At 61.5% G+C, this 21,826-nt stretch carries 21 protein-coding genes, 1 tRNA gene and 1 pseudogene; 15 read left to right on the top strand and 8 right to left on the bottom strand.

What is annotated here, in order from left to right; genetic code table 11:
• Positions 1–168: 168 nt before the first annotated feature.
• Positions 169–1,683 (top strand): exopolyphosphatase, encoded by a 1,515-nt coding sequence (gene ppx, locus C5F75_RS12515; RefSeq protein ID WP_060011517.1) that lies wholly within the window; start codon positions 169–171, stop codon positions 1,681–1,683.
• Between the two features lie 103 nt (positions 1,684–1,786).
• On the opposite strand, the gene C5F75_RS12510 is transcribed toward ppx, so the two are convergent.
• Positions 1,787–2,224 carry a hypothetical protein gene (locus C5F75_RS12510; protein WP_060011519.1) on the bottom strand — a complete coding sequence of 146 codons (438 nt, stop codon included), beginning with the start codon at positions 2,222–2,224 and terminating at the stop codon, positions 1,787–1,789.
• 923 nt (positions 2,225–3,147) lie between these two features.
• Here C5F75_RS12510 and C5F75_RS12505 point away from each other — a divergent pair.
• From C5F75_RS12505 to C5F75_RS12465, 10 genes and pseudogenes are all read left to right on the top strand, one after another.
• Positions 3,148–5,913: a type VI secretion system Vgr family protein gene (locus tag C5F75_RS12505; RefSeq protein ID WP_059573860.1), complete on the top strand. Its 2,766-nt coding sequence runs from the start codon at positions 3,148–3,150 to the stop codon at positions 5,911–5,913.
• Between the two features lie 28 nt (positions 5,914–5,941).
• Positions 5,942–7,657, top strand: a complete 1,716-nt coding sequence (locus tag C5F75_RS12500) for a glycoside hydrolase family protein (RefSeq protein WP_059573859.1) — start codon at positions 5,942–5,944, stop codon at positions 7,655–7,657.
• 19 nt (positions 7,658–7,676) lie between these two features.
• Positions 7,677–8,480, top strand: a complete 804-nt coding sequence (locus C5F75_RS12495) for a lysozyme inhibitor LprI family protein (protein ID WP_230951118.1) — start codon at positions 7,677–7,679, stop codon at positions 8,478–8,480.
• A gap of 63 nt (positions 8,481–8,543) precedes the next feature.
• Positions 8,544–8,825: a PAAR domain-containing protein gene (locus C5F75_RS12490; RefSeq protein WP_081066583.1), complete on the top strand. Its 282-nt coding sequence runs from the start codon at positions 8,544–8,546 to the stop codon at positions 8,823–8,825.
• Positions 8,826–9,155: 330 nt separating this feature from the next.
• Positions 9,156–10,079 (top strand): annotated as a pseudogene (gene tnpC, locus C5F75_RS12485) (IS66 family transposase); the annotation flags it as partial.
• Between the two features lie 38 nt (positions 10,080–10,117).
• On the top strand, positions 10,118–10,714 hold the full coding sequence (locus C5F75_RS12480) for a plasmid pRiA4b ORF-3 family protein (protein WP_060011521.1): 597 nt from the start codon (positions 10,118–10,120) through the stop codon (positions 10,712–10,714).
• A gap of 39 nt (positions 10,715–10,753) precedes the next feature.
• Positions 10,754–11,044: a lysozyme family protein gene (locus C5F75_RS36285; protein WP_146075202.1), complete on the top strand. Its 291-nt coding sequence runs from the start codon at positions 10,754–10,756 to the stop codon at positions 11,042–11,044.
• A gap of 10 nt (positions 11,045–11,054) precedes the next feature.
• A complete protein-coding gene (locus tag C5F75_RS12475) occupies positions 11,055–11,582 on the top strand; it encodes a hypothetical protein (RefSeq protein ID WP_230971915.1) in 528 nt (175 codons plus the stop codon).
• Between the two features lie 28 nt (positions 11,583–11,610).
• Positions 11,611–11,862: a PAAR domain-containing protein gene (locus tag C5F75_RS12470; protein ID WP_081066582.1), complete on the top strand. Its 252-nt coding sequence runs from the start codon at positions 11,611–11,613 to the stop codon at positions 11,860–11,862.
• Between the two features lie 160 nt (positions 11,863–12,022).
• Complete coding sequence (locus C5F75_RS12465) at positions 12,023–12,511, top strand: hypothetical protein (RefSeq protein ID WP_060011523.1); 489 nt, start codon at positions 12,023–12,025, stop codon at positions 12,509–12,511.
• 72 nt (positions 12,512–12,583) lie between these two features.
• Here the strand turns inward: C5F75_RS12465 and C5F75_RS12460 are convergent.
• Positions 12,584–12,660, bottom strand: a tRNA-Pro gene (locus C5F75_RS12460).
• A 161-nt stretch (positions 12,661–12,821) separates the two neighbouring features.
• On the opposite strand from C5F75_RS12460, the gene sixA reads away from it, so the two are divergent.
• Together sixA and C5F75_RS12450 are read left to right on the top strand one after the other, a co-directional pair.
• Positions 12,822–13,283: a phosphohistidine phosphatase SixA gene (sixA, locus tag C5F75_RS12455; protein WP_060011526.1), complete on the top strand. Its 462-nt coding sequence runs from the start codon at positions 12,822–12,824 to the stop codon at positions 13,281–13,283.
• Between the two features lie 170 nt (positions 13,284–13,453).
• Positions 13,454–14,260 carry a GNAT family N-acetyltransferase gene (locus C5F75_RS12450; protein ID WP_059573855.1) on the top strand — a complete coding sequence of 269 codons (807 nt, stop codon included), beginning with the start codon at positions 13,454–13,456 and terminating at the stop codon, positions 14,258–14,260.
• A gap of 201 nt (positions 14,261–14,461) precedes the next feature.
• Here C5F75_RS12450 and C5F75_RS12445 read toward each other — a convergent pair whose 3' ends face one another.
• Entirely contained in the window at positions 14,462–14,632 is a 171-nt protein-coding gene (locus C5F75_RS12445) for a hypothetical protein (RefSeq protein ID WP_167351607.1), read from the bottom strand.
• Between the two features lie 136 nt (positions 14,633–14,768).
• Between C5F75_RS12445 and C5F75_RS36745 the strand changes: the two genes are divergently transcribed.
• Positions 14,769–14,945 carry a hypothetical protein gene (locus C5F75_RS36745; RefSeq protein ID WP_181035414.1) on the top strand — a complete coding sequence of 59 codons (177 nt, stop codon included), beginning with the start codon at positions 14,769–14,771 and terminating at the stop codon, positions 14,943–14,945.
• 18 nt (positions 14,946–14,963) lie between these two features.
• Here the strand turns inward: C5F75_RS36745 and C5F75_RS12440 are convergent, their stop codons facing one another.
• The 5 genes from C5F75_RS12440 to C5F75_RS12420 form a co-directional block, all read right to left on the bottom strand.
• A complete protein-coding gene (locus C5F75_RS12440; protein ID WP_104012304.1) occupies positions 14,964–16,343 on the bottom strand; it encodes an MATE family efflux transporter in 1,380 nt (459 codons plus the stop codon).
• A 10-nt stretch (positions 16,344–16,353) separates the two neighbouring features.
• Positions 16,354–16,677: a DUF2288 domain-containing protein gene (locus C5F75_RS12435; RefSeq protein WP_059573853.1), complete on the bottom strand. Its 324-nt coding sequence runs from the start codon at positions 16,675–16,677 to the stop codon at positions 16,354–16,356.
• Positions 16,678–16,749: 72 nt separating this feature from the next.
• Positions 16,750–18,369, bottom strand: a complete 1,620-nt coding sequence (locus tag C5F75_RS12430; RefSeq protein ID WP_060011527.1) for an acyl-CoA synthetase — start codon at positions 18,367–18,369, stop codon at positions 16,750–16,752.
• 368 nt (positions 18,370–18,737) lie between these two features.
• Complete coding sequence (locus C5F75_RS12425; RefSeq protein ID WP_104012303.1) at positions 18,738–19,439, bottom strand: peptidoglycan DD-metalloendopeptidase family protein; 702 nt, start codon at positions 19,437–19,439, stop codon at positions 18,738–18,740.
• A gap of 133 nt (positions 19,440–19,572) precedes the next feature.
• Positions 19,573–20,484, bottom strand: coding sequence for an aldose epimerase family protein (locus tag C5F75_RS12420; RefSeq protein ID WP_060011531.1), 912 nt, complete (start codon positions 20,482–20,484; stop codon positions 19,573–19,575).
• 479 nt (positions 20,485–20,963) lie between these two features.
• On the opposite strand from C5F75_RS12420, the gene C5F75_RS12415 reads away from it, so the two are divergent.
• Positions 20,964–21,794 (top strand): undecaprenyl-diphosphate phosphatase, encoded by an 831-nt coding sequence (locus C5F75_RS12415; protein ID WP_059644280.1) that lies wholly within the window; start codon positions 20,964–20,966, stop codon positions 21,792–21,794.
• The last annotated feature ends 32 nt before the right edge of the window (positions 21,795–21,826 follow it).

Genomic DNA, 21,826 nt, shown 5'->3' with positions numbered 1-21,826 from the left:
CGTAACCCTTTCGTCGCATAAATGTTTCGGCTATATGGAATCGAGCGGCGTGCATGCCCGTCAAGCGTGGCAACGGCAAGCGTTCCACGCTTAAAATGTCGCCTTTGATTGACCGCCCTCGGTTGCCGGAACGGCTGCCGCGGAAGAACGCGCACGGAGCCCCTTCTGATGGTTACAACTCCCCACTTGCTGGCTGCCGTGGATCTCGGCTCGAACAGCTTCCGGCTGATCGTCGGGCGCGTCGAGGAAACGCCGGCCGGCAGCCAGATCTACCCCGTCGATGCGCTGCGCGAGCCGGTTCGGCTGGCCGCGGGGCTGTCGAGCGACAAGATGCTCGACCGCGCGTCGCAGGAGCGTGGCTGGGAGGCGCTTAAGCGGTTCGGCGAGCGCCTGCGCGATTTCCATCCCGACCATGTGCGCGCGGTGGCGACCAACACGCTGCGCGTCGCGAAGAACGCCGCCGAATTTCTCGGCGAGGCCGAGGCGGCGCTCGGTTTCCCGATCGAAGTGATCGCGGGCCGCGAAGAAGCGCGCCTCATCTATGCGGGCGCCGCGCACTCGGTGCCGGCGAGCGCCGGCAAGCGGCTCGTCGTCGATATCGGCGGCGGCTCGACCGAATTCATCATCGGCTCGCACTACACGCCGATCGTGATGGAAAGCCTCTATATCGGCTGCGTGAGCCATAGCCGCACGTTCTTCCCGGCCGGCAACGTCGACGAATACACGATGCGGCAGGCCGAGCTCGCGGCCAAGCGCGAGATCCAGATCATTTCGAGCGAGTACAAGAAGGCCGGCTGGGACCAGGCGATCGGCTCGTCCGGCACCGCGCGCGCGCTCGCGGAGCTCGTCGAGGCGAACGGCTTCAACGATCCGGGTATCACGCACGGCATTTCGCGCGGCGGCCTCGAGCGGCTCAAGCGTGCGCTGATCAAGGCGGAGAACGTCAACCGGCTGAAGCTGATCGCGCTGAAGCCCGACCGCGTGCCGGTGCTCGCGGGCGGCCTCGCGATCATGCTGGCGGTGTTCGAGGAACTGGGTGTCGACTACGTCGATACGACCGACGGCGCGCTGCGCCTCGGCGTGCTGTACGACCTGCTGGGCCGGACGCAGCACGAGGACATGCGGGCGGTGACCGTCGAGGGTTTCACGCGCCGCTACGGCGTCGATCGCGCGCAGGCCGAGCGGATCGGTGCGCTCGCCGTGCGTTTCTACGACGAGCTCGAGGAAGGTGACGAGGAAGCGCGCGAGGAAGGGCGGATGTTCCTCGGCTGGGCGGCCGCGTTGCACGAAATCGGCCTGTCGATTTCGCACAGCGCGTATCACAAGCATTCGGCCTATATCGCGAGCAATGCGGACATGCCGGGTTTTTCGCGTACCGACCAGGCGCGGCTCGCGGCGCTCGTGCTCGGCCATGCAGGCAAGCTCGGCAAGCTGTCGCAGGCGCGCGAGGTCGAGTGGCCGCTGCTGTTCTGTCTGCGGCTCGCGGCGCTGCTGTGCCGGCGCCGGACCGATGCGGGGCTGCCCGACATCTCGGTTTCGCAGATGAAGAAGGGCGGGTACGAGGTGCGTTTGCCGAACGCATGGGTCGAGCAGAACCCGTTGACCGACTATAGCCTCAGCCAGGAGGCGGCGGAGTGGGAGAAGGTCGGTATTCCGTATCGGGTGGTGTATACCGGCGCGTGAGGGGGCGATAGCGGGCCTCGGAAGGCGCTCGAGGCCCGGTGGTCGTGGGTGATCCGCGGCGGCGCTCGTCAGGCGCGCGGGCGGGGTCGTGCTGCCGATTTGCTCAATCCGACGAGCAGACGATCGCTGTCAGGAACGGGAACGCCTGCTTGACGGTTGCGTCGCTGCCGGCCTTGCGTACGGCTTCCTCCACGGAACCCTTCGTGCCGCGTACGACGACGCCGTAGGCCCAGTCGCCGATCGGCGTGCCGTCGCCCGGACGGAAGATCGGGTCGTTCGCCTGATAGCCGAGCACGACATAGACGCCGAAGCCGTACGCCGTCAGCGGGTGGTTCGTGCGGAATGCATTGACCGAATTCGACTCGACGTGCATCGGCTCCGACTGGATGTCGCCGGCGGCGAGCAGCGGCGCGACGAACTTGTGCCCGGTCGAATGGCAGTCGAGCGCGTCGTCGAGCGCTTTCGCCGACGCAGTGCCGGCGGTGGTCGCAAGCACGAGTAGCGACGCACACAGGGAGGTTTCCAGAATGTTGTTTTTCATGCGCGGTTGCGGGTTGTTCACACGTATTATCGCGTGTTCCAGCAAGTTCCGTGCGCGGGCCTGGGTGGGGAGGCGCGGGCGCGTCGATGCGGCGGGTGGTCCGTGCCGGGCCGTACTGCCGCGGACACGGAAAACGGGTGTGCGATTCGAGGGCCAGGAAAAAAGCGCCCGTAAACGTAAATGGGGCTACAGCCGAAACCCCTTGATTCCTTGGTCGGAGCGAAAGGGTTCGAACCTGTGGCTCTCTGATTCCGAGTCGAACGATGAGCGATAGCGAGAAAAAGCAGCGGGCGGGCAAGGACGCTAGTTGTCGCCCCGCCAGTGCAGCCACGGGCCGTTTATCGGTAGCGGCGAGCGGCGACCGAGTCGCATTGCGGGTCAAGCGCCACGGCATCGATCGGTGTCCGGTGCGCGTGTCCCAAGATAATCGGACGCGCCCATATTCGCGCCTTCGCGTACAGGGCGTGGCGTGCCGCGACGGATACGATTGGCATATTCCGCGATGAGCAATTACTGAATTCCCCGCCCTACGTTATTGCTGATGCTCAAGCGCGACTCAGAGAATTTCTCACTAACGATTTACTGTCGCCGATTGCGTCTAAACGCGAGCCCCCGCATCACTAGCATCTGTCCGGTGCGGCCGCCGGAATCATGATTGCACGGACACTCGACTACACCGCGATTTGGAAATGTATATGAAAGGAAATTGTGTTGAATGAGTAATAAATGGCGGCGCTACGCGCATTAAGCCTGGCCTCTCGCAGACGAGTGTATGAATTTTTGTCAGATCATATTGTTTTCACGGTCAAGATACATTCTCAAGGCCTGTCGGTATCGCTAAAATTGCGGCGACATAACGGGAAGCCGTTCCTGTGAGAGCGCAGGCCATTGGGGCTTGCAAAAAACAACAAGATGGATAACGCATGAACATGACCGAAGTGGCTCAGGCAATTCGTGGCGGCCTGATCCAGCAAGATCGCCTGCTCAAGACGAGCATCCCATCGCTGCCGGAGAATGCGCTTGTCCCGCGTCGGGCGGTGACTTACTCCGAGCTTGGCCGTGACTTCGGTGTCACGCTCGACATGGTATCCACAGCAGGTGATATTGAGCTCAAAACGTTGATTGCTCAGCCGATGACCCTTTGGTTGCAGCAAGCGAACAAGTCTTATTTACCGATCAACGGATACATTCATACAGCTCGCAGACTCGGTGCTGACGGAAGCCTTTCAAGCTATCAGTTGGCCTTCGCTTCATGGATGCATTTCCTAAAGTTCCGCAGCGATATGCGGTACTGGCAGGACCAGAGCGTTGACGCCATCCTCACCGATGTATTCAATGCGCATCCACAAGCGCGGGGACAATTCGAATTCGCCTTGCTGAAGACGTTACCCTCGCGCTCGTACTGCCGTCAGAGTGAAACCGATTGGAATTTTGTCCATCGATTGATGGAAGAAGAAGGCTTGTTCGGTTTTTGGCGCCAGGACAACGAGGGGAAGTCACACAGGCTCATCGTAACCGATGACATTTACTCGCTTGATGAGGTATCTCCCAATCCAGTCGAGTTCTCCAAATCGGGCGCGACTGGCGAAACGGATGCTTTTACGCGATGGGCAGGCTCGCGGACGTTGCAGAGTACCGTACATACGACGCGTACGTTTGACTACAAGGCACCATCGTCTATTGCCAACCCGAAAGGTACGATGCTGCCGACGATGGCCGGTCAGGGAAATTTGCCGGAACAGACGGAAGTCTACGAATATACCGGCGCCTACACGTATCTGAACCGGGATCGCGGTGAACATCTCTCGAAGATTCATCTAGAGGAATGGGAATCGAGAGCGAAGAGATTTCTTGGTATGGGGGGCGTTCGGGCCATTGATGCCGGCCGCCGTTTCGTACTGACTGGCCATCCTGAGCACGATCGTGATCAAGCCGGGCACCGAGAATTCGCATCGATCAAAGTGCGTCGGTACGTCGAAAACAATCTGCCGCTATCGAATCACGAAGCGAGCTTTCCATATAGCTTGCAGAGCGAACTAGCACAGGCAAAGTTTGAGCAATCGGGTGAGATCGTCACTCATGAAGATGGCTCGGCCGGTTTTTATCTGGTCGAAGTCGAGGCGCAGCGTGTCACAGTTCCGTATCGGAGTCCCTTCGAACACAAGAAGCCGACGATGGAGTTGGAGACGGCAATCGTCGTCGGGCCGCAGGGCGAAGAGGTGTATACGGACGCATTGAACCGCGTCAAAGTCATGTTCGTGTGGGACCGCCAAAGTTCGGGGGGCGCGAATGCCTCGTGCTGGGTGAGAGTCGCACAATCGGATACGGGCGGTGGTTACGGGAGCGTACACGTTCCGAGAGTCGGAGAGGAAGTGCTGGTTGGCTATGTCGGAGGTGACTGTGACAGACCCATCGTGCTGCATCGCGTTTACAACGGGAGCGTTCAGCCGCAATGGCACAGCAATGGCATCCTGTCGGGCTACCGATCGAAAGAGTATGCAGGTGCTGGCTACAACGAGATGGTCTTGGACGACGCTACTGCGCAGAATCGTGTTCGGCTGTTCAGCAGCAGTTCGAACACGCTTCTCCACCTCGGCTATCTCATCGATCAGGATGGTAACACCCGCGGCCCCTATCTCGGCAGCGGTTTCGATTTGAAATCGGACGCTCACGGCGCAATTCGTGCGGCGCAGGGGCTTTTCGTCTCAAGCTACGACGCATCGGTCAAACAGCCCATGGATGCGCGTCACGCGACCAGCCAGCTCGTCAATGCGGAAAGCGTTGTCCAGTCGCTTTCTGATGCAAGTGCAGGGCATCGCGCTGAGAGTCTCAGCGCAGGCTATGATGCGTTGCGTGCATTTACCGACGCGACGCAGGCAAGTGTTGCCGGCACTTCTACCGGAGGTCGCACCGCCGGTGGCGGTACCGGCAGTGCGAACGGTTTCAAGGCCCCGATCATGTTGTTCGCGAGCCCGGCCGGTATCGCGACATCAACGCAACAGTCGACGCAGATCACGGCTGACCAGCATGTAAATATCGTCAGCGGTGAAAGCACGCATCTGGCTGCAGGGAAATCATTGATCGCAAGCGTGGCCGAAAAAGTCAGCCTATTCGTTAAGAATGCGGGGATGAAGCTATTCGCAGCAAAGGGTAAGGTAGAAATCCAGGCGCAGTCGGATAATGTCGAAATAATCGCCGATCAGGTTCTGAAACTGATCAGCGCAAAGCGTCGGATCGAGATCACCGCCGCCGAGGAAATCCTGCTCAACGCGCGCGGTAGCTATATCCGAATCAGCGGTGCAGGAATCGAGCATGGTACGCCCGCGCAATGGACCGCCTATGCAGGCAACCATGCGCTGCCGGGCCCGAAGTCGCTACCTGTCGTCGTACCCGGTTTTGACATGCCCAAAGCATTCAGCAACCGACTCGATGTCTATGATATCTACTGGCAGAGAGAATTCGGCGAGGTCGAATATACGGCGCGACGGGAGAATGGTGAGGTGGTCGCTCAGGGTACTCTCGATGAGCATGGTCGCACGCCACGCTTGACGACCGACCAACCCGAGACCCTCCAGGTACTCGTCGGCACTCAAGGGTCCTGGCTAGTCGAATCGGTAGCCCCATCGTCCAGCGATTCCGGCGAAGCTACTCCAGACGATCCGGACCATTACGTCAATCACAGCGCCTGAACGCCATTCGAGCCAATCCGGAAAATTCATGACCGCCCCGAATACCAACACTGATCCTCTGTCCGCCGTAACGGTCTATTTCAAGGATCACTTTGGCCGACCGATCCAGGATTTGAAAATCGAGATCAAGGGTATGGAAGACCGCGCGAATCAGGTCTATCACGCCGCATCGACAAATGCGGAGGGTGCCATCCGGTTCTCGGTTCAAATGGGCACTGCGCTATCTGTGCATGTGAAGCGTTGGACTAGCGATACGATGAAGGAAGTCGCGCGTTTGAACGCGTCTCTGTCCCAGGCCTACTTCAATCTGACCAGTCCGAAGACCAAGCATGAGTTGCCGACCAAAGTCGACGATACGGCGAAAGGCAATTACTGGCGCGGCACTTACGTTGTCAAGTCGCACGACAATCTGACGACAATCGCGAAGAAATATCATACGAGCGTTGATTTGCTCAAGCGGGTGAACGGACTGAAATCAGACCTCATCGTCGTAGGCCAAAAATTGAAGGTCCCCCCGGCCGAGACTCGGAAATCGGATGAGCCGACGCCAAAGAAACCAAATCCACCGGGTAGCCCACCGCAGAACGATCATCCGAACAACGATAGCGGAGCGCCGACTTCGGTACCTCGTCAGGGCGCTGCACCTATAATTTTTCCGATACAAACCCGCCCGCTAAATGACGAGGGTGGCGTATACGGAACGACGTCGTCGGACTATACATGGACCAAACCTTTACATGGCGGTGGTCATGATCAAGCAAGATTTGGTGCGAATCGCGCTGGCGGTCGGAAGCATGCGGCCCGCGACCTTTACGTGCAGGCACACACTCCGATCGTAGCGATTGCACCGGGTGTTGTTATCAAATGCGAATTTTTCTATTGCCAAACTTGGCAAATCAGTATTCATCACAAGACCTCTGATGGCCGAGAGTTTATCGCTTTGTACGGCGAAGTCGATCCATCGTCCACAAAGGTGAAAATCGGAGACACAGTAAGCCAGGGGCAAGTTCTTGCTAACAGCGGAGTGCTGTTGAAGGGCAACGGTACCCCGCTGCATGTCGTCGGAAGCGAAAATGTGTCGATGCTCCATTTCGAGACGTATTCGGGCGCTCTCGGATTCGATCCCCACTCGAAACTGAACGGATCATCGTTGGCCGCTCCGTTCCAGCGTCGCAGCGACTTGATCGATTCGCTTGCGATTCTGCAGGAGGGCTACAAGGCGACATTTCTCGATGCCCCTCCGCTCAAGCCTACTGGTCAACGGATCCCGATAGCGCAATTGAAAATTTCGGATCAAGGCAAGGCATTTATCAAGGGGTGGGAGGGTGTGCACTATGACACTGCGAAGGCAAATACTTACTATTACAACGACAGTAAGGGCTACTGCACGGTTGGCTGGGGTCACCTGATTGCCGAAAGCAGTTGTGCGGCGAACGGGTACATTGCAATGTCGAGCAAGATAACCGTTGCTGAGGCTCAGACACTTTTTGACAACGATGTCGCGGTGATCGAAGGTCGTGTCAAGAATGCGATCAGTGTACCCCTCTACCAGCACGAGTACGATGCACTGGTCTCGCTCGCCTTTAACATGGGCAGTCTGAGCAAAGCGCCAAGTCTGTGTCGTAAACTGAACAACGGTGACTACACTGGAGCACCTGTCGAATTCCTGGATATCGAAAACAAGACGCGCCGCGAACGAGAGCACGACATGTTTTGCCTTGGCACTTACAATTCAAACCATTAAACGAACGATTTCTTTTTTTATGAAGAAAATCACACTGAGCTTAATCCTCCTGATGTCGGTGGTCTTTGGGCCGGCGCATGCATCGGCCGAGGAAATATATCGAATGATAGGTGCAGCGCAGTTCGAACAAGGACATGACACACACCAGTTGCCCTTTCCGGTCAATCCCCAGACCGCAGCTTTTCTCACTTTCGATGACAGTGCGTTTGCACTTCATTACACCGGGCACAGTTGCAACGTAAAGATCGACAAGAAAATGAACTTCTATGTCGACCCGGTCATCTCTCACTCGTTCGGTTCCAGAGACAAATTCAATGCCTTTCTGAGCGCGAAGTTCCATGCGAAAGGCGCGGCGCTGACTGATACCTATATTCTGGGTGATGTCGACGCACCGCTCTGCTCGGGCCTCCGATCCGCGATGATCTATCGATCGCAGGACGAGATGGTGTTGCTCGACGGTTCTTGGGCGTACGCCTTCGCGCGTCAGACCCATGCGCCAGCAAATGCGGAGCAAAGTTTCGACTGCAGTAAAGCCGCAACGAATGTCGAACACCTTATATGCAAGAATCCAGATCTGATTAAACTCGATGCGACCGTCAATCGTGGCTACGTTGCGATGATGCTGACCAATTCGAAAGAAATTTCATACCAAGATCCAGTGAGACTGAATCAAATCAACTGGATCAGGACAGTACGGAATTCCTGTAGTGATAACGCTTGTTTGATGAAAGCATATAACGGCCGCATAGCCTACATCAAAGGTAGGATAGCAAACGCCTACCCGTCTTATCCCGACGAGGAATCCAATCAAGAAGGTGATTGATGCACGCGCACCTCTGTCCAGACAACACGCAGAAACTCGTTCTCAACTTTGTTGAGGTGCAAAATGGCACTAGCTATCATCGTGGTCGGAGATATGACATCGCATGGGGGGCGCGTGATCAGCGGCTCGGATATCCATACGATTGGAGGTAAGGCGATTGCTCGTCTGCATGATCTCGTTGACTGCCCAGAGAAATATCCCGATGGCAAATCGCACGGCATTAACAAGATCATTGAAGCACATCCAACATTGACAATTGGCGGCGAGCGTGTGGCGCTACATGGCCACCACACCGAATGCGGTTGCATGTTGATTGGCAGCACCGCTACGCAGGTCGGAGACTAGTGTCACCTCGGTGATCGACTTAGCTCGGATTTACATGCCGGATTGTGGACCGTGAGCAGGCGTGCGAGCCCGATCCGGTGTGGCGTCCGGTCTGCAGTAAGCGAGTCTCCAGCACCGTCTCGACGGCCTGACCAGAAATTGCCAAAGTAGTCCCCACCACTTCAAGTAGCGGGGACTACTTTGACAACAGAAGCACCAAAGAGGATTGGCCGCAAAGGCATCCCGAATCACCCGCTCGAATTCCGGCGCGAGATGGCCAGGCTGGCATGCGAGCCCGGCGTGTCGGTCGCGCGCCTGGCAATGGAGCACGGCCTGAATGCGAATCTGGTCCGAGAAGGCGTGGAACTGGATCGCTCGTTGCTGGCGAAATGGGTGGGGCACAGTGCCAAGCTACTGCAACCGCTGGTCGATGCGCTGCGCCTGCATGTAATGGCAGCCACGAAGCTGCACGCCGACGATACGCCCGTTCCGGTGCTCGCGCCGGGCAATGGCAAGACGAAAACCGGGCGGCTGTGGGTCTATGTGCGCGATGACCGATACTCGGGCGACAAGGCGCCACCGGCAGTCTGGTTCGCCTACACCCCTGATCGCAAAGGCGAGCATCCGCAACAGCATCTGGCCAAGTTCAAGGGGACGCTGCAGGCCGATGCCTATGGCGGCTATCAGAAGATCTACGAGACCGGCAAGGTACTTGAGGCGGCTTGCTGGGCGCATGCCCGGCGCAAGTTCTACGATCTGTACGCGGCGCGGCCCAACGCGCTGAACAAGGAAGCGCTGGAACGCATCGGCGCGCTCTACGAGGTCGAAGAAGCGATCCGGGGCAAACTGCCAGACGAGCGGCAAGCGCACCGGCAGACGAACGCCAAACCATTACTCGAACAGTTCCATGTGTGGCTAAACGCCGCGCTGGCAACACTCTCGCGCAAATCGGACACGAGTCAGGCCATCCTCTATGTCCTGAACCGGTGGGAAGCATTGACTCGCTACTGTGACGACGGACAATTGGAAATCGACAATCTGCCGGTCGAACGGGCACTGCGCGGCGTTGCCCTGGGCCGACGAAACTACCTGTTCGCCGGCGCGGATTCCGGCGGCGAACGTGCGGCCGCGATTTACAGCCTGATCGGCACGGCCAAGCTCAATGGTATCGATCCCGAGGCGTACCTGCGTCATGTCCTGGCGCGCATCGCCGCTCACCCGATCAACCGAATCGACGAACTGCTGCCCTGGACGGTGACCCCTCCCACGCCGTGAAGGGATAATGCCACTGATGCCCAGACCTCGGAGATCAGATGGCCAAGTCGTTCCAGCGCTATACCTTGCACGTGCAATTACTGTATATCCAACCGCCTATCTGGCGCCGGATCACAGTCGAAGGACCCGACTCGCTGCGCAAGTTACACCACATTCTGCAAGCAGCCTTCGGATGGGAAAGCACACACATGCACGACTTCCTGATCGACGGCAAAACCTACGCCATGTTCGATGTCGATGCGGCACTAGAGTTCATGGATCGATCGAAGACATTCGACGACCGGAAAACCAAACTGAACAAAGTCCTGCGACCTGACTCGCGCATTCTCTACCGCTATGACTTCGGAGACGGCTGGGATCACCAGATCGTGGTCGAAAGCGTTGAGACGATTGCAGACGAGTCGTGGGGCGAGTCCAGGGTGATCGATGGTGCTCGCGCTTGCCCACCGGAAGACGTCGGCGGTGCGCCAGGGTATGAAACGTTCCTGACCACGTTGCGCGACAGTCCTGACAGCGAAGAAGCGGATAACTATCGTCAATGGGTCGGCCCAGGATTCGACCCGGAGCTATTCGATTTGCGTGCTGCCAACGCCGCGTTGATGCGACTCGCGACCAATCGATGGGGTAATCGATAACTCCGTCACGACGGTGCTGGTGACGCGCTTACCAGAAGATTGGCAAAGGTTAAAGATTTCTCTCCAATTTCTCAAGATAGATATATTGTTGCGATCATGAAATACAAAAGAAATTGTCTTGATGACGTGAAAAATGCTGATTTGGAGCGAGCAATCTTCACGCATCATGCTAATAACGAGTGGGCCAGCCTGCCAGGCGATCAGTATGGTCAAGGCGGCGTCAACATCAAATCAGTGAAGGAGCATTTTGAAAAATATGTGGCGGACGAGCTAGCGGGAAATAGTGATCTTGCAGTTCCTGTTGGTGGTCTTGATGATTTGATTAAATAAAAAACGAACAATGAAGAGCGATATTTTACTGAAATTTGCCATTGTAGTTGCAGCAATGAGCCATGCCTTGTGCTGGGGGCAGGATGTCGATTTCGCAAATCATCCTTCCACTCTTTATCGAGGTGCCCTCCATATACCGAAGTATTACAAAAAAACCGATTCCGGCTGGCGGGATGATGATGGCAAGCTAGTGGGGCCTCCAGTAATAAATTTCGCGGGAAAATATCACATCGGGGTCCATAGTTGCGGCATGGAGTGTCGTTACTACACTTTATCAGACCTTTCGACGGGAAGGGATTTAAACTCCCTGGATATGTTTTCGTCAAACGGCAAAGCGCCGAACAAAACCCAGGATGGCAGATCATATATCGCCGAATTGCTAAGCAAGGCAGAGAGTAAGATGCTTGTCGCAAAATACTATATCGACGCATCAAACGGAAAGCCTACCGAGTGCCGGCAGCGGAAATTCATTGTCGACGACAATATTAAGATAGTCGCCATCCCAAATTCATTCTCCTCTTGCAAAACAGAAAATTAGAGTCATTTATTCGTCACGACGAAATATCATGATAAATTTAATCCGCCTTCACGATGACACTGATCACGAAGGCAAGGTCATTACAGCCTCTTCGACAATGTCTTTTGACGGCCGTTACGTCGCGCGAAAAGGCGACTATGTGTCGTGCCCTCGGCATCCTGACGTATCACCCAACGTCATCGAAGAGGGTGGCGGATCGATGATGGATGACGGCCTTCCAATCGCGCGTCACGGTCATCGCGCCACGTGTGGCTGCCATCTGATATCGAGTCTCGTATGACCGCTACTGAACAAGGCACGGATCATTGGAGGTATCTCCGGGATGTGCGCGAACTAGGTAGCGCCGGGCGAGGATCCGGGCCAGAGCGATCAAGATCGACAGTTTTCGGGATCTGTACCACTGGACGCCGTGGAAGCCGCAGATCCGTCAGGACTACGACGTGCCGATCGTCGGCTACGTAGACGACCAGTTCAAGCCGCTGATCGCCAACTTCGGCTTCCTGCCGCGCGCGATCCAGAAGGAGCGGATTGAAGCGGCCAGGGCGGCCGGCAAGACGCCAGGCGTCATGCGCACCGTGATGAACGTGCGGGACGACAACGTGGGGAAGTCGCGGCTATTCGCTCCAGCGTGGCGAGCCGGGGGCCGTTGTTTAATCCCAGCCAAATACGTCGGCGAGCCGTCGTATCCGCAGGCATGTCAAGACGAGGATGGCGAAGGGGCGCTCGGGCCATGCGTGTGGCGGCACATCGGCATGATCTGCGGTCAGTATCTTTGGCGTCGCAGCCCCGGACTGCACTCTGGTGGCAATCGGAGTTTCCGGCCCCATAAACGCTGGAATCGCATCGAAAACTTGGCTGGATCGTTCCGAGAGGAGGAGAGCAGGGAGGAAATTGGCCGGGCCGAAATGGATCAATGTAGATTGACCTAGGCTGGATCGGGTTACCTAGCGTGGACCGAGTAAAGAAAAAGGGGTTAGCATCAGCTAACCCCTTGATTCCCTTGGTCGGAGCGAAAGGATTCGAACCTTCGACCCTCTGATCCCAAATCAGATGCGCTACCAGGCTGCGCTACGCTCCGACGAGCCAGAGATAATAACGTTGAACGACCTATTCGGTCAATCACGATATGCGGGTAAATGCCGCGGCGGCGAATCTGCCACGATTTGCGACAATTCCCTTGATGATCGGCCGCCCCTCACGCATTCGCGCGCGGCCGCCTGCCGATGCAAGGAGAACATCATGATGAACCTGATCCTGTGGCGCCACGCCGAAGCCGAAGACTACGCGACGAGCGATCTCGCGCGCCAGTTGACCGTGCGCGGCCGCAAGGACGCGCAGGCGATGGCCAAATGGCTGCGCGGCCGCCTCGAGACGAATACCGTGATTCTCGCGAGCCCGGCGGCGCGCACCGTGCAGACCGTCGAGGCGCTGACCGACCAGTACCGGACCGTCGACGCGCTCGCGCCGGGCGGCAGCGTCGACGACGTGCTCACGGCGGCCGGCTGGCCGGAAGGCATCGCGCCGACGGTCGTGATCGTCGGCCACCAGCCGACGCTCGGCAGCGTCGCCGCGCAGCTCGTCGCCGGCGGCGGCGACGGCTGGAGCGTCAGGAAGGGCGGAATCGTGTGGCTGGCGAGCCGCACGCGCGACGGCAGCCCGCAGGCCGTGCTGCGGGCGGTACTGACGCCCGAACTGGTGTAAAGCCCGACTGAGCAGGTTTGAAGGGATTGGTCATACGGTTTTGCAAGCTTTCTGCTAAAGTCAATTCGGCGACACGTCATTGAAAGGACACGGTCGTGCCACATAACGGTCACGGCCGGTTACTACATTGGCGGGCATGTCGTCCTATTCCTTACGATCAGGAAAGCCTAATGCGAGAACTGCCGACGCCTACGCTCCCTTTTGCCTCGCTGCCCCTGGACACGTCGCGGCGCCATCTGCCGCGCGCCAGTGAAACCGTCACATCGGAGTATCGCCTGCGCGCCGCATGGGCGCGTACGGAAGACGAATTGCGCGAAGCCCAGCGCCTTCGCTACAGCGTGTTCGCCGAAGAGATGGGCGCGCAGGTCAGCGGACCGTCCGGTCTCGACGTCGATCCGTTCGACGCGTATTGCGATCATCTGCTGGTCCGCGATCTCGACACGCTGAAAGTCGTCGGCACGTACCGCGTGCTGCCGCCGCACCAGGCGGCCCGTGTCGGCCGTTTGTACGCGGAAGGCGAATTCGACCTGTCGCGCCTCACGCATCTGCGCGGCAAGATGGTCGAGGTCGGCCGCTCGTGCGTGCACAGCGACTACCGGAGCGGCGCCGTTATCATGGCGCTGTGGGGCGGCCTGGGCGCGTACATGATGCAGAACGGCTACGAGACGATGCTCGGCTGCGCGAGCGTGTCGATGGCCGATGGCGGCCACTATGCGGCGAACCTGTACCAGTCGCTGTCGGCAGGCGCGCTGACGGCACCCGAGTATCGCGCGTTCCCGCACACGGCGTTGCCGGTCGACGAACTGCAGACGGGCACCGTCGTCGCGCCGCCGCCGCTGATCAAGGGTTATCTGCGTCTCGGCGCGAAGATCTGCGGCGCCCCGGCCTGGGATCCCGACTTCAACTGCGCGGATTTCCTGACGCTGTTCCGTCTGTCGGACATCAACGCGCGCTACGCCCGCCACTTCCTGGGCTGAACGGTCCGAATCGCGTCGCGCCGGTCAGGTGCGGCGCCCGCAAGCGAACGCCGTCGCACGCTAGCCGCGCGACGGCGTTCGTGTGTCCGGCCCATGCATGCATGTCCGGCCCTGATAATTTCCGCGGCACGCAACGATCGCCGTGCCGCAGAGCGGCACGTTCGCGACGGCCCGAGGCGGGACCGAGCGGCAGCGGCGCGCTCAGTGCTTGCGCCGCCAGTCGAGCAGGTGGTGTTCCGTCATCCAGTGATGGATCATCCCTTCGCCTCCGTGGCTGCGCTTGTATTCGCGCGACTCGAAGTACGACAAGGCAACCAGCACCATCAGACCGATGATCAGGCCGATCAGGCCCGCAATTTCCTCAGACGACATGGCAGCCTCCTTTCGACGGCACAGCGCCATGCGTACATAGTAGGACATGCGCGGCGCAACCCCGAAACCGGATTTCCGCTAGACTCGGCGCGGTTCCGGCGCGCGATGGGCGCGCCGTTTTCCGGAGCCCTCCCTGATGACCCGTTTCCTGCTGGCCGTGCTGGCCGCATCCCTCCTTGCCGCGTGCAGCAGCGATCCGCGCCAGGCGCGCCGTGGCCACCCGCCGGAAGACCCGGCCGACTATCACGGCGTCCCGACCGACATGACGCCGCCGTCGATGCTCGACGCGCCGTCACCGAAGCCGGTGCAGTAACGGCCGGCGGCCCCGCCGTCACGCACGGGCCGCGGAAGCGACCGGCGGGTCGGCGCCAATGCGCCGCACCAGCGCCGGCAGGTGGCGCGCGAGCGTCGCACCGCGCGCCGCCATGAACAACAGTAGCGCGAACCACAGGCCGTGATTGCCGAACGGGCCGACGGCGGCGAGCGTGGCCACGATGAAGATCGACAAGGACACGACCATCGCGCGCATCAGCGATTGCGTCTGCGTGGCCCCGATGAACACGCCGTCGAGCAGGAAGCCCCAGACCGACACGATCGGCGAGATCGCGGCCCACGGCAGGTAGCGCAGCGCGACGGCGCGGATCTCGGCCTGATCGGTCAGGCGCGCGACGATCCAGCCACCCGCCGCCCAGTAAACGAGCGCGAACAGCAGCGCGCCGAGTGCCGACCAGAACAGTGTGACGCGTACGGCTTGCCGAAATGCGCGGCGGTCGCGCGCGCCGGCCGCCGCGCCGACGAGCGCCTCGGCCGCATGCGCGAAGCCGTCGAGGCCATACGCCATGAACGTCTGGAAATTCAGCAGCAGCGCGTTCGCGGCGAGCGTCGCGTCGCCCTGTTTCGCGCCGAGATGCGCGAACCACCCGAAGGCGCCGAGCAGGCACAGCGTGCGCAGGAAGATGTCGCGGTTGAGCGCGATCAGCCGCTTGAGCGCGACGCGGTCGGCAAGCGCGCGCATCGCGAGCGGCGCAAGGCCGCTCGGCCGCAGCCGCCACAGCATCCACGCGCCGAGCGCGAAGCCGCATGCGTCCGCGGTGGCGGTCGCGGCGCCGATGCCGGCGATACCCCAGCCGAAACCGTACACGTAGAGCAGCACGGCGCCGATGTTCACCGCGTTGATGAACACCTGCGCGACGAGCGCGAGCCGCACGCGCTGCACGCCGAGCAGGTAGCCGAGCACCACGTAATTCGCGAGCGCGAACGGCGCGCTCCAGATCCGCGCGTGGCTGTATGCGAGCGCCGTCGTGCGGACGGCATCGCTGCCGCCGAGCGCGGACAGCGCGAACGACAGCAGCGGCACCTGCAGCGCCAGCACCGCGGCGCCGAGCGCGAACGCGACGATCAGCGCGCGCAGCAGGTTCAGGCGGATCCCGGCGGCGTCGCCGGCGCCATGCGCCTGCGCGACGAGCCCGGTCGTCCCCATCCGCAGGAAGCCGAAGCCCCAGAACACGAAATTGAAGAAGAGCCCGCCGAGCGCGACGCCGCCGAGATACTGCGCGCCGTCGAGGTGGCCGGCGACGGCCGTGTCGACGGCGCCGAGGATCGGCTGGGTCAGGTTCGCGACGACGATCGGGAACGCGAGTGCGAGGACGCGCCGATGCGTGACTGCGGCCGACGCGCTGCCGGCCCCGTGCGGTACCGCGGATCCGGACATGGCGGACGCGTCAGGCGCGTTCCTGCACGCACACCCACGGCGAGACGACGACCGCCCACAGCTCCGGATTGCGCGCGGCGTAGTCGGCAGCCGTTTCGGCCGGCATGCGCGCGACGAGGCCGGATGACAGCCAGCGCGTGACCTGTTCGGCATCGTCGTTGGCGACTGCTTCGGCGACGCTCACGAGATCGAGGTCGCGCGCGATCGACAGCAGCTTGCCCTGCGCGAAGAAGCGTTCGAGATCGCACCAGTCGATCTTGGCGGTTTCGCCGAGGAGTTTGGCGTAGAGCGGGCTGTGCGACGCGCCCGCGGCGGGGTGTTGATCAGAGGACATCGGTTTCTTGGAAAGACTGCGTGGCGCCACTATAAACCATCCGGTCGGGAGGGCCGAGCGCGGGCGGGCGGCTCATGCGTCGCGCAGCGCGCGGCGCACGATCTTGCCGGTCGCGGTCATCGGCAGGCTGTCGACGAACGCGATCGCGCGCGGATACTCGTGCGCGGCGAGCCGCGTGCGCACATGTGCCTGCAGCGCGCTCACGAGGGCGTCGTCGCCGACGTGGCCGGGGTTCAGCACGACGAACGCCTTGACGATCTCGGTACGCGTCGCGTCGGGCACGCCGACGACGGCCGCCATCCGCACCGCCGGATGCGTGAGCAGGCAGTCCTCGATCGGCCCCGGGCCGATCCGGTAACCGGCGCTCGTGATCACGTCGTCGTCGCGGCCAACGAAGCGCACGAAACCGTCGGCGTCGATGGTGCCCGTATCGCCGGTGAGCAGGTAGTCGCCCGCGAACTTGTCGCGCGTCGCGGCGGGGTTGCGCCAGTATTCGAGAAACATCACCGGGTCGGGGCGGCGCACCGCGATGCGGCCCTCGACACCCGGCGGCAGCGGCGTGCCGTCCGCATCGACGATCGCGACCGTGTGACCGGGCACCGCCTTGCCGATCGCGCCGGGCTGCGCATCGAACAGCGCCGCGCACGACGACAGCACCATGTTGCACTCGGTTTGCCCGTAGAACTCGTTGATCGTCACGCCGAGCGCGTCGCGGCCCCACGCCGTCAGTTCGGTGCCGAGCGATTCGCCGCCGCTTGCGACCGATTTCAGCGACAGCGCGTAGCGTTCGCGCGGCGCCGCGACGGTGCGCATCAGCTTCAGCGCGGTGGGCGGCAGGAACGCATGGGTGACACCGTGCCGCGCCATCAGCGCGAACGCCGCTTCGCCGTCGAATTTCTCGAAGCGACGTGCGAGCACCGGCACGCCGTGATGCCATGACGGCAGCAGCACGTCGAGCAGCCCGCCGATCCATGCCCAGTCGGCGGGCGTCCAGAACAGGCGTGCGTCGCACGGGAAGCACTGCTGCGACATCTCGACGCCCGGCAAGTGGCCGAGCAGCACGCGATGCGCGTGCAGCGCGCCTTTCGGTTTGCCGGTCGTGCCGGACGTGTAGATGATCACGGCCGGATCGTCGGCGGCCGTATCCGCCGGCACGAAATCCGGCGCTTCGGCGGCGAGCGCCGCGTCGTAGCGGAGCACGCCGGGCGTGTCGGGCGCGTCGTCGCCGATGCAGTAGACGGTATGCAGCGCCGGCAGCTGCGCGCGCAGCGGCGCGATCTTCGCGTAGCCGGCCGCGTCGGTGACGAGCGCGGCCGCCTCGCTGTTCGCGAGCCGGTACTCCAGCGCGTCGACGCCGAACAGCGTGAAGAGCGGTACCGCGATCGCGCCGAACTTGTACGCGGCGAGATGGGCGACGGCCGTTTCAGGGCCTTGCGCGAGAAAGATGCCGATCCGGTCGCCGCGCCGCAGGCCCGCGCGCGCAAAGCTGTTCGCGAGCCGATTAGAAGCATGCTTCAGTTCGTCGAACGTGATGCGGGAAACGTCGCCTTGCGCCGTTTCGTGGATCAGCGCCATGCGTCCGCTGCCGTCGGCCCATTTGTCGCACACGTCCACGCCGATGTTGTAGCGCGCCGGAATGTCCCAGCGGAAGCGGGAGAGGAGCAGGTCGTAGCGGTCGGCGGCGGGCAGCATCGCATGGTCTCCTGGGTGTCGAACGTGGCGCTGGGTGAACGGCTTACATCAGGATTTCACTCGGACGCATCCACAATGGTGTTTGCTGATAGGGAATGTTCGGACTCGTCCAATAGGCGGGGCTCAGTGCACGATTCCACAATGACGCATAAGATCAAGACAAAACAGTGGTGTGATCATGGATTTGCTTCTGATAGCTGCGGGGTTCAGCCTGATTGGAATCGGCGGGCTGGTGGCGTTTGCCCGCCACGTCGATCCGTTGTCCGGCCGTTTCACCGGACGTCTGCGCAAGCGCTGACTCGATTTTTTCCGTTTTCGCCGTGACGACACGCGATGCGCACCGGCATCGTGTGTCGTCTGTCGTGCGCTCAACGCGGCGGCAGGTAGCGTGACGGATCGATCGAGCGGCCGCCATAGCGCAGTTCGAAATGCAGCGCGACGCGATCGCTGTCGCTGTTGCCCATCTCCGCGATCGATTGCCCTTGCGTGACCGACTGGCCTTCCTTCACCAGCAGCGCGCGGTTGTGCGCGTAGGCCGTCAGGTAGTCGGCGTTGTGCTTCAGGATGATCAGGTTGCCGTAGCCGCGCAGCCCGTTACCGGCGTAGACCACGACGCCCGGCGCGGCCGCCACCACCGGCGTGCCCGGCGAGTTCGCGATGTCGATGCCCTTCGATTTCGAGCCATCGAGCGTACGCACCACGTTGCCGGCTGCCGGCCAGATCAGCGCAATGCTCGTGGCCGGCTTCACCGCCGATTCGACCGGCGCGGACGGAGCCGGCCGCGCGCGACCCGCGCTGCCCGTGCCGGTGGTCGACGGCGTCGATGCGGTGGCCGAGCCGGGCGGCGGCGCGACGCGCAGCACCTGCCCGACTTCGATCGCATCGGGGTTCGTCATCTGGTTCCAGCGCACGATGCTCTGGACCGACGTGCGGTTCGCGCGCGCGATCTTGTACAGCGTGTCGCCACGCTCGACGCGATAGAACCCGGGGCCGACGGGTGCGGAGCCGCACGCGACGAGCAGGGCGGCGCAGGCGGCTGCGAAGAGTCGCTTCGTTGTTGTTCCGAACATTGAACCTCGCAAAACCCTGCCGCGCGTGACGCGGCAGGCAACACAAAACGTCCGATTTTAACGGGTTCGACCCGCACGCCGCAGTTTCGGCTGCGGGCGCGGCCGTAGCGGCCCCGGTCCGATGCGTGTCGAATCAGCCGGCGAACGGGATCACGCGGATCCGCAGCGTCGCCGTTTCCGTCGCGCCCGGCGCGAGCATGCGCAGCCCGCGGCCGTTGTGGATCGCATCGGGCAGACCGAGCCACGGCTCGACGCAATAGAAGTCCGAATCCGGCTTTTCGGTCCACGTCGTGACTGCGTACCACGGGATCGAGCCCGGCACGTCCAGCGCGATCTCGACCGTGCGGCGGCGGCCCGGCATCACGAGGCGCACCGGCGTGGACGGTTCGCCGTCGAGGCAGTGGAAGCGGTCGAGGATGTCCGCATCGTCGAGACGGTAACGGGCCTCGCCCGGTTCGAGCGGGCTGATCGAGCCGTCGGCACGCTGGTGGCAACGGTGGGTGGGCGGCAATTCGAGGAGGGTATCGGCCCGCTCGCCGTGCGGCAGCGCAAAGTAGAAATGGTGGCCGGCGTAGTAAGGCAGCGGCGTGTCGCCGCGATTGGTCGTCGCCAGCGCGACGTCGAGCGTATGCGCGTCGGCCAGCCGGTAGGTCGTTTCGAACCGGAAATCGAACGGGTAGCTCGCGCGCAGCGCGTCGTTCGCGTCGAGCGTCATCGACAGCGCGGCGCCGTCGGCCGACGGGTGTGCATCGAACGGCAGATCGCGGGCGAAACCGTGCATCGGCAGGTCGCGGACCACGCCGGCGGCATCGCGCCAGCGGCCGATTTCACCGTCGACGCGGTGGCGGCCGAGGAACGGGAACAGCAGCGGATTGCCGCCGCGCACGCGGGCGAGATTGCTCCAGTCGGCGGTTTCCGGCCAGAAGATCACCGGTTCGCCATCGACGTGCCAGGACAGCAGGCGGCCGCCGAATTGTGGGGCGACCCGGACGAGCGACGGGCCGGCATGAAGTTCGTGAATGTCGTGTTGCTGGAAGATCGGCATGGCGAATCGGGTTGGGCGGGTGAGGGGAGCAACGTGCATTCCATTATCGGGCCGCGGGCGGTCCGGGAAAACCCTTCTCGGGAAATTGCGAGTTTTTAACGCTGTCAACCGTCGGGATAATGCCTCTAAACCGGTGATGTTGCCGGGTCATGACACTTCGTGGAGGGGGCCATGGATCTGGCAATGGCAATGGGAATCGCACTGTTCGGCATGTTTACCGGCAGCACGGTACTATTTTTCTATCAGCTCGGCCGCTGACGGCAATTTCTGCCGAAACCGACAGGCCCGCCATGCAAATGGCGGGCTTTTTGCTTTCTGAGTGCTTACAAATTGCAAGCGTTTGTGTGCATTGCCGCAATATCCTGCCAAATGCCTTGGCGCGGTAATCCTGGCTCGGCATAATCGGGGCGCGTTTTTCAGGACGCGCATCGCGTCGTCCGCCTTCCTTCCCGCTTAATCTTCACTGAAAGGACCGACGCGTGAGCCTCTGGTTTCTGGTATTCCTGAGCGTCCTGCAGGGCGTCACCGAACTCTTCCCCGTCAGCAGCCTCGGCCATACGCTGCTCGTGCCGGCGCTGTTCGGCATGCACATCGACAAGCATGCGCCGCAGCTGTTGCCATTCCTCGTCGCGCTCCACCTCGGTACCGCGTTGGCGTTGCTGTGGTACTTCCGCGCGCGGTGGATCGCGCTGATCGGCGGTTTCTTCGCGCAGCTCGGCGGTCGCAAGAACGACGACGGGCACCTGATGTGGGCGCTGATCATCGGCACGATCCCGACCGGCATCGTGGGGCTGCTGCTCGAGAAGCGCATCGAACGCGTGTTTCACGACCTGCGGATCGTTGCGATCGCGCTGATCGTCAACGGCGTGTTGCTGTGGCTCGGCGATCGCATCCAGCGTAGCCGCGCGCACCAGCCGCCCGAGAAGATGACGTTCAAGCAGGCGTTCTTCGTCGGGCTCGCGCAGATCGGCGCGCTGATTCCAGGCTTCTCGCGCAGCGGGCTGACGATGATCGCCGGCAACGCGGCCGGGCTGACGGCGGAGAAGGCGGCGGAATTCTCGTTCCTGCTCGGCACGCCGATCATCTTTGCCGCGGGCGTGCTCGAACTGCCGAAGCTGTTCCATGCGCGCGACCAGCTCGCCGATGCGCTGCTCGGCGGTGTGCTGACGGCGATCGCCGCGTACCTCAGCGTGCGGTTCCTGATGCGCTATTTCGAAGGGCGCGGCCGGCTCGCGTCGTTCGGCGTGTATTGCGTGATCGCCGGGGTAGTCTGCCTCGGCTGGTTCATGCTGCATCCGCAGCCGGTTTGATGCGGCGGGCGCCGGTATCGCGTGATCCGGCG

The organism is Burkholderia anthinoferrum (assembly GCF_002925705.1).
GTDB lineage: Bacteria > Pseudomonadota > Gammaproteobacteria > Burkholderiales > Burkholderiaceae > Burkholderia > Burkholderia semiarida.
This window is presented reverse-complemented; position numbering and strand designations above follow the sequence as displayed.

What these genes read in the sequence shown, in the direction of transcription:
- C5F75_RS12440 (WP_104012304.1), bottom strand. Translation starts at nt 16,343, where the DNA reads ATGTCCGGATCCGCGGTACCGCACGGGGCCGGCAGCGCGTCGGCCGCA.
- sixA (WP_060011526.1), top strand. Translation starts at nt 12,822, where the DNA reads ATGATGAACCTGATCCTGTGGCGCCACGCCGAAGCCGAAGACTACGCG.
- C5F75_RS12510 (WP_060011519.1), bottom strand. Translation starts at nt 2,224, where the DNA reads ATGAAAAACAACATTCTGGAAACCTCCCTGTGTGCGTCGCTACTCGTG.
- C5F75_RS12425 (WP_104012303.1), bottom strand. Translation starts at nt 19,439, where the DNA reads ATGTTCGGAACAACAACGAAGCGACTCTTCGCAGCCGCCTGCGCCGCC.
- C5F75_RS12450 (WP_059573855.1), top strand. Translation starts at nt 13,454, where the DNA reads ATGCGAGAACTGCCGACGCCTACGCTCCCTTTTGCCTCGCTGCCCCTG.
- C5F75_RS12500 (WP_059573859.1), top strand. Translation starts at nt 5,942, where the DNA reads ATGACCGCCCCGAATACCAACACTGATCCTCTGTCCGCCGTAACGGTC.
- C5F75_RS12430 (WP_060011527.1), bottom strand. Translation starts at nt 18,369, where the DNA reads ATGCTGCCCGCCGCCGACCGCTACGACCTGCTCCTCTCCCGCTTCCGC.
- C5F75_RS12505 (WP_059573860.1), top strand. Translation starts at nt 3,148, where the DNA reads ATGAACATGACCGAAGTGGCTCAGGCAATTCGTGGCGGCCTGATCCAG.
- C5F75_RS36745 (WP_181035414.1), top strand. Translation starts at nt 14,769, where the DNA reads ATGACCCGTTTCCTGCTGGCCGTGCTGGCCGCATCCCTCCTTGCCGCG.
- C5F75_RS12480 (WP_060011521.1), top strand. Translation starts at nt 10,118, where the DNA reads ATGGCCAAGTCGTTCCAGCGCTATACCTTGCACGTGCAATTACTGTAT.
- C5F75_RS12445 (WP_167351607.1), bottom strand. Translation starts at nt 14,632, where the DNA reads ATGTCGTCTGAGGAAATTGCGGGCCTGATCGGCCTGATCATCGGTCTG.
- C5F75_RS12475 (WP_230971915.1), top strand. Translation starts at nt 11,055, where the DNA reads ATGAAGAGCGATATTTTACTGAAATTTGCCATTGTAGTTGCAGCAATG.
- C5F75_RS12470 (WP_081066582.1), top strand. Translation starts at nt 11,611, where the DNA reads ATGATAAATTTAATCCGCCTTCACGATGACACTGATCACGAAGGCAAG.
- ppx (WP_060011517.1), top strand. Translation starts at nt 169, where the DNA reads ATGGTTACAACTCCCCACTTGCTGGCTGCCGTGGATCTCGGCTCGAAC.
- C5F75_RS12490 (WP_081066583.1), top strand. Translation starts at nt 8,544, where the DNA reads ATGGCACTAGCTATCATCGTGGTCGGAGATATGACATCGCATGGGGGG.
- C5F75_RS12495 (WP_230951118.1), top strand. Translation starts at nt 7,677, where the DNA reads ATGAAGAAAATCACACTGAGCTTAATCCTCCTGATGTCGGTGGTCTTT.
- C5F75_RS12420 (WP_060011531.1), bottom strand. Translation starts at nt 20,484, where the DNA reads ATGCCGATCTTCCAGCAACACGACATTCACGAACTTCATGCCGGCCCG.
- C5F75_RS12435 (WP_059573853.1), bottom strand. Translation starts at nt 16,677, where the DNA reads ATGTCCTCTGATCAACACCCCGCCGCGGGCGCGTCGCACAGCCCGCTC.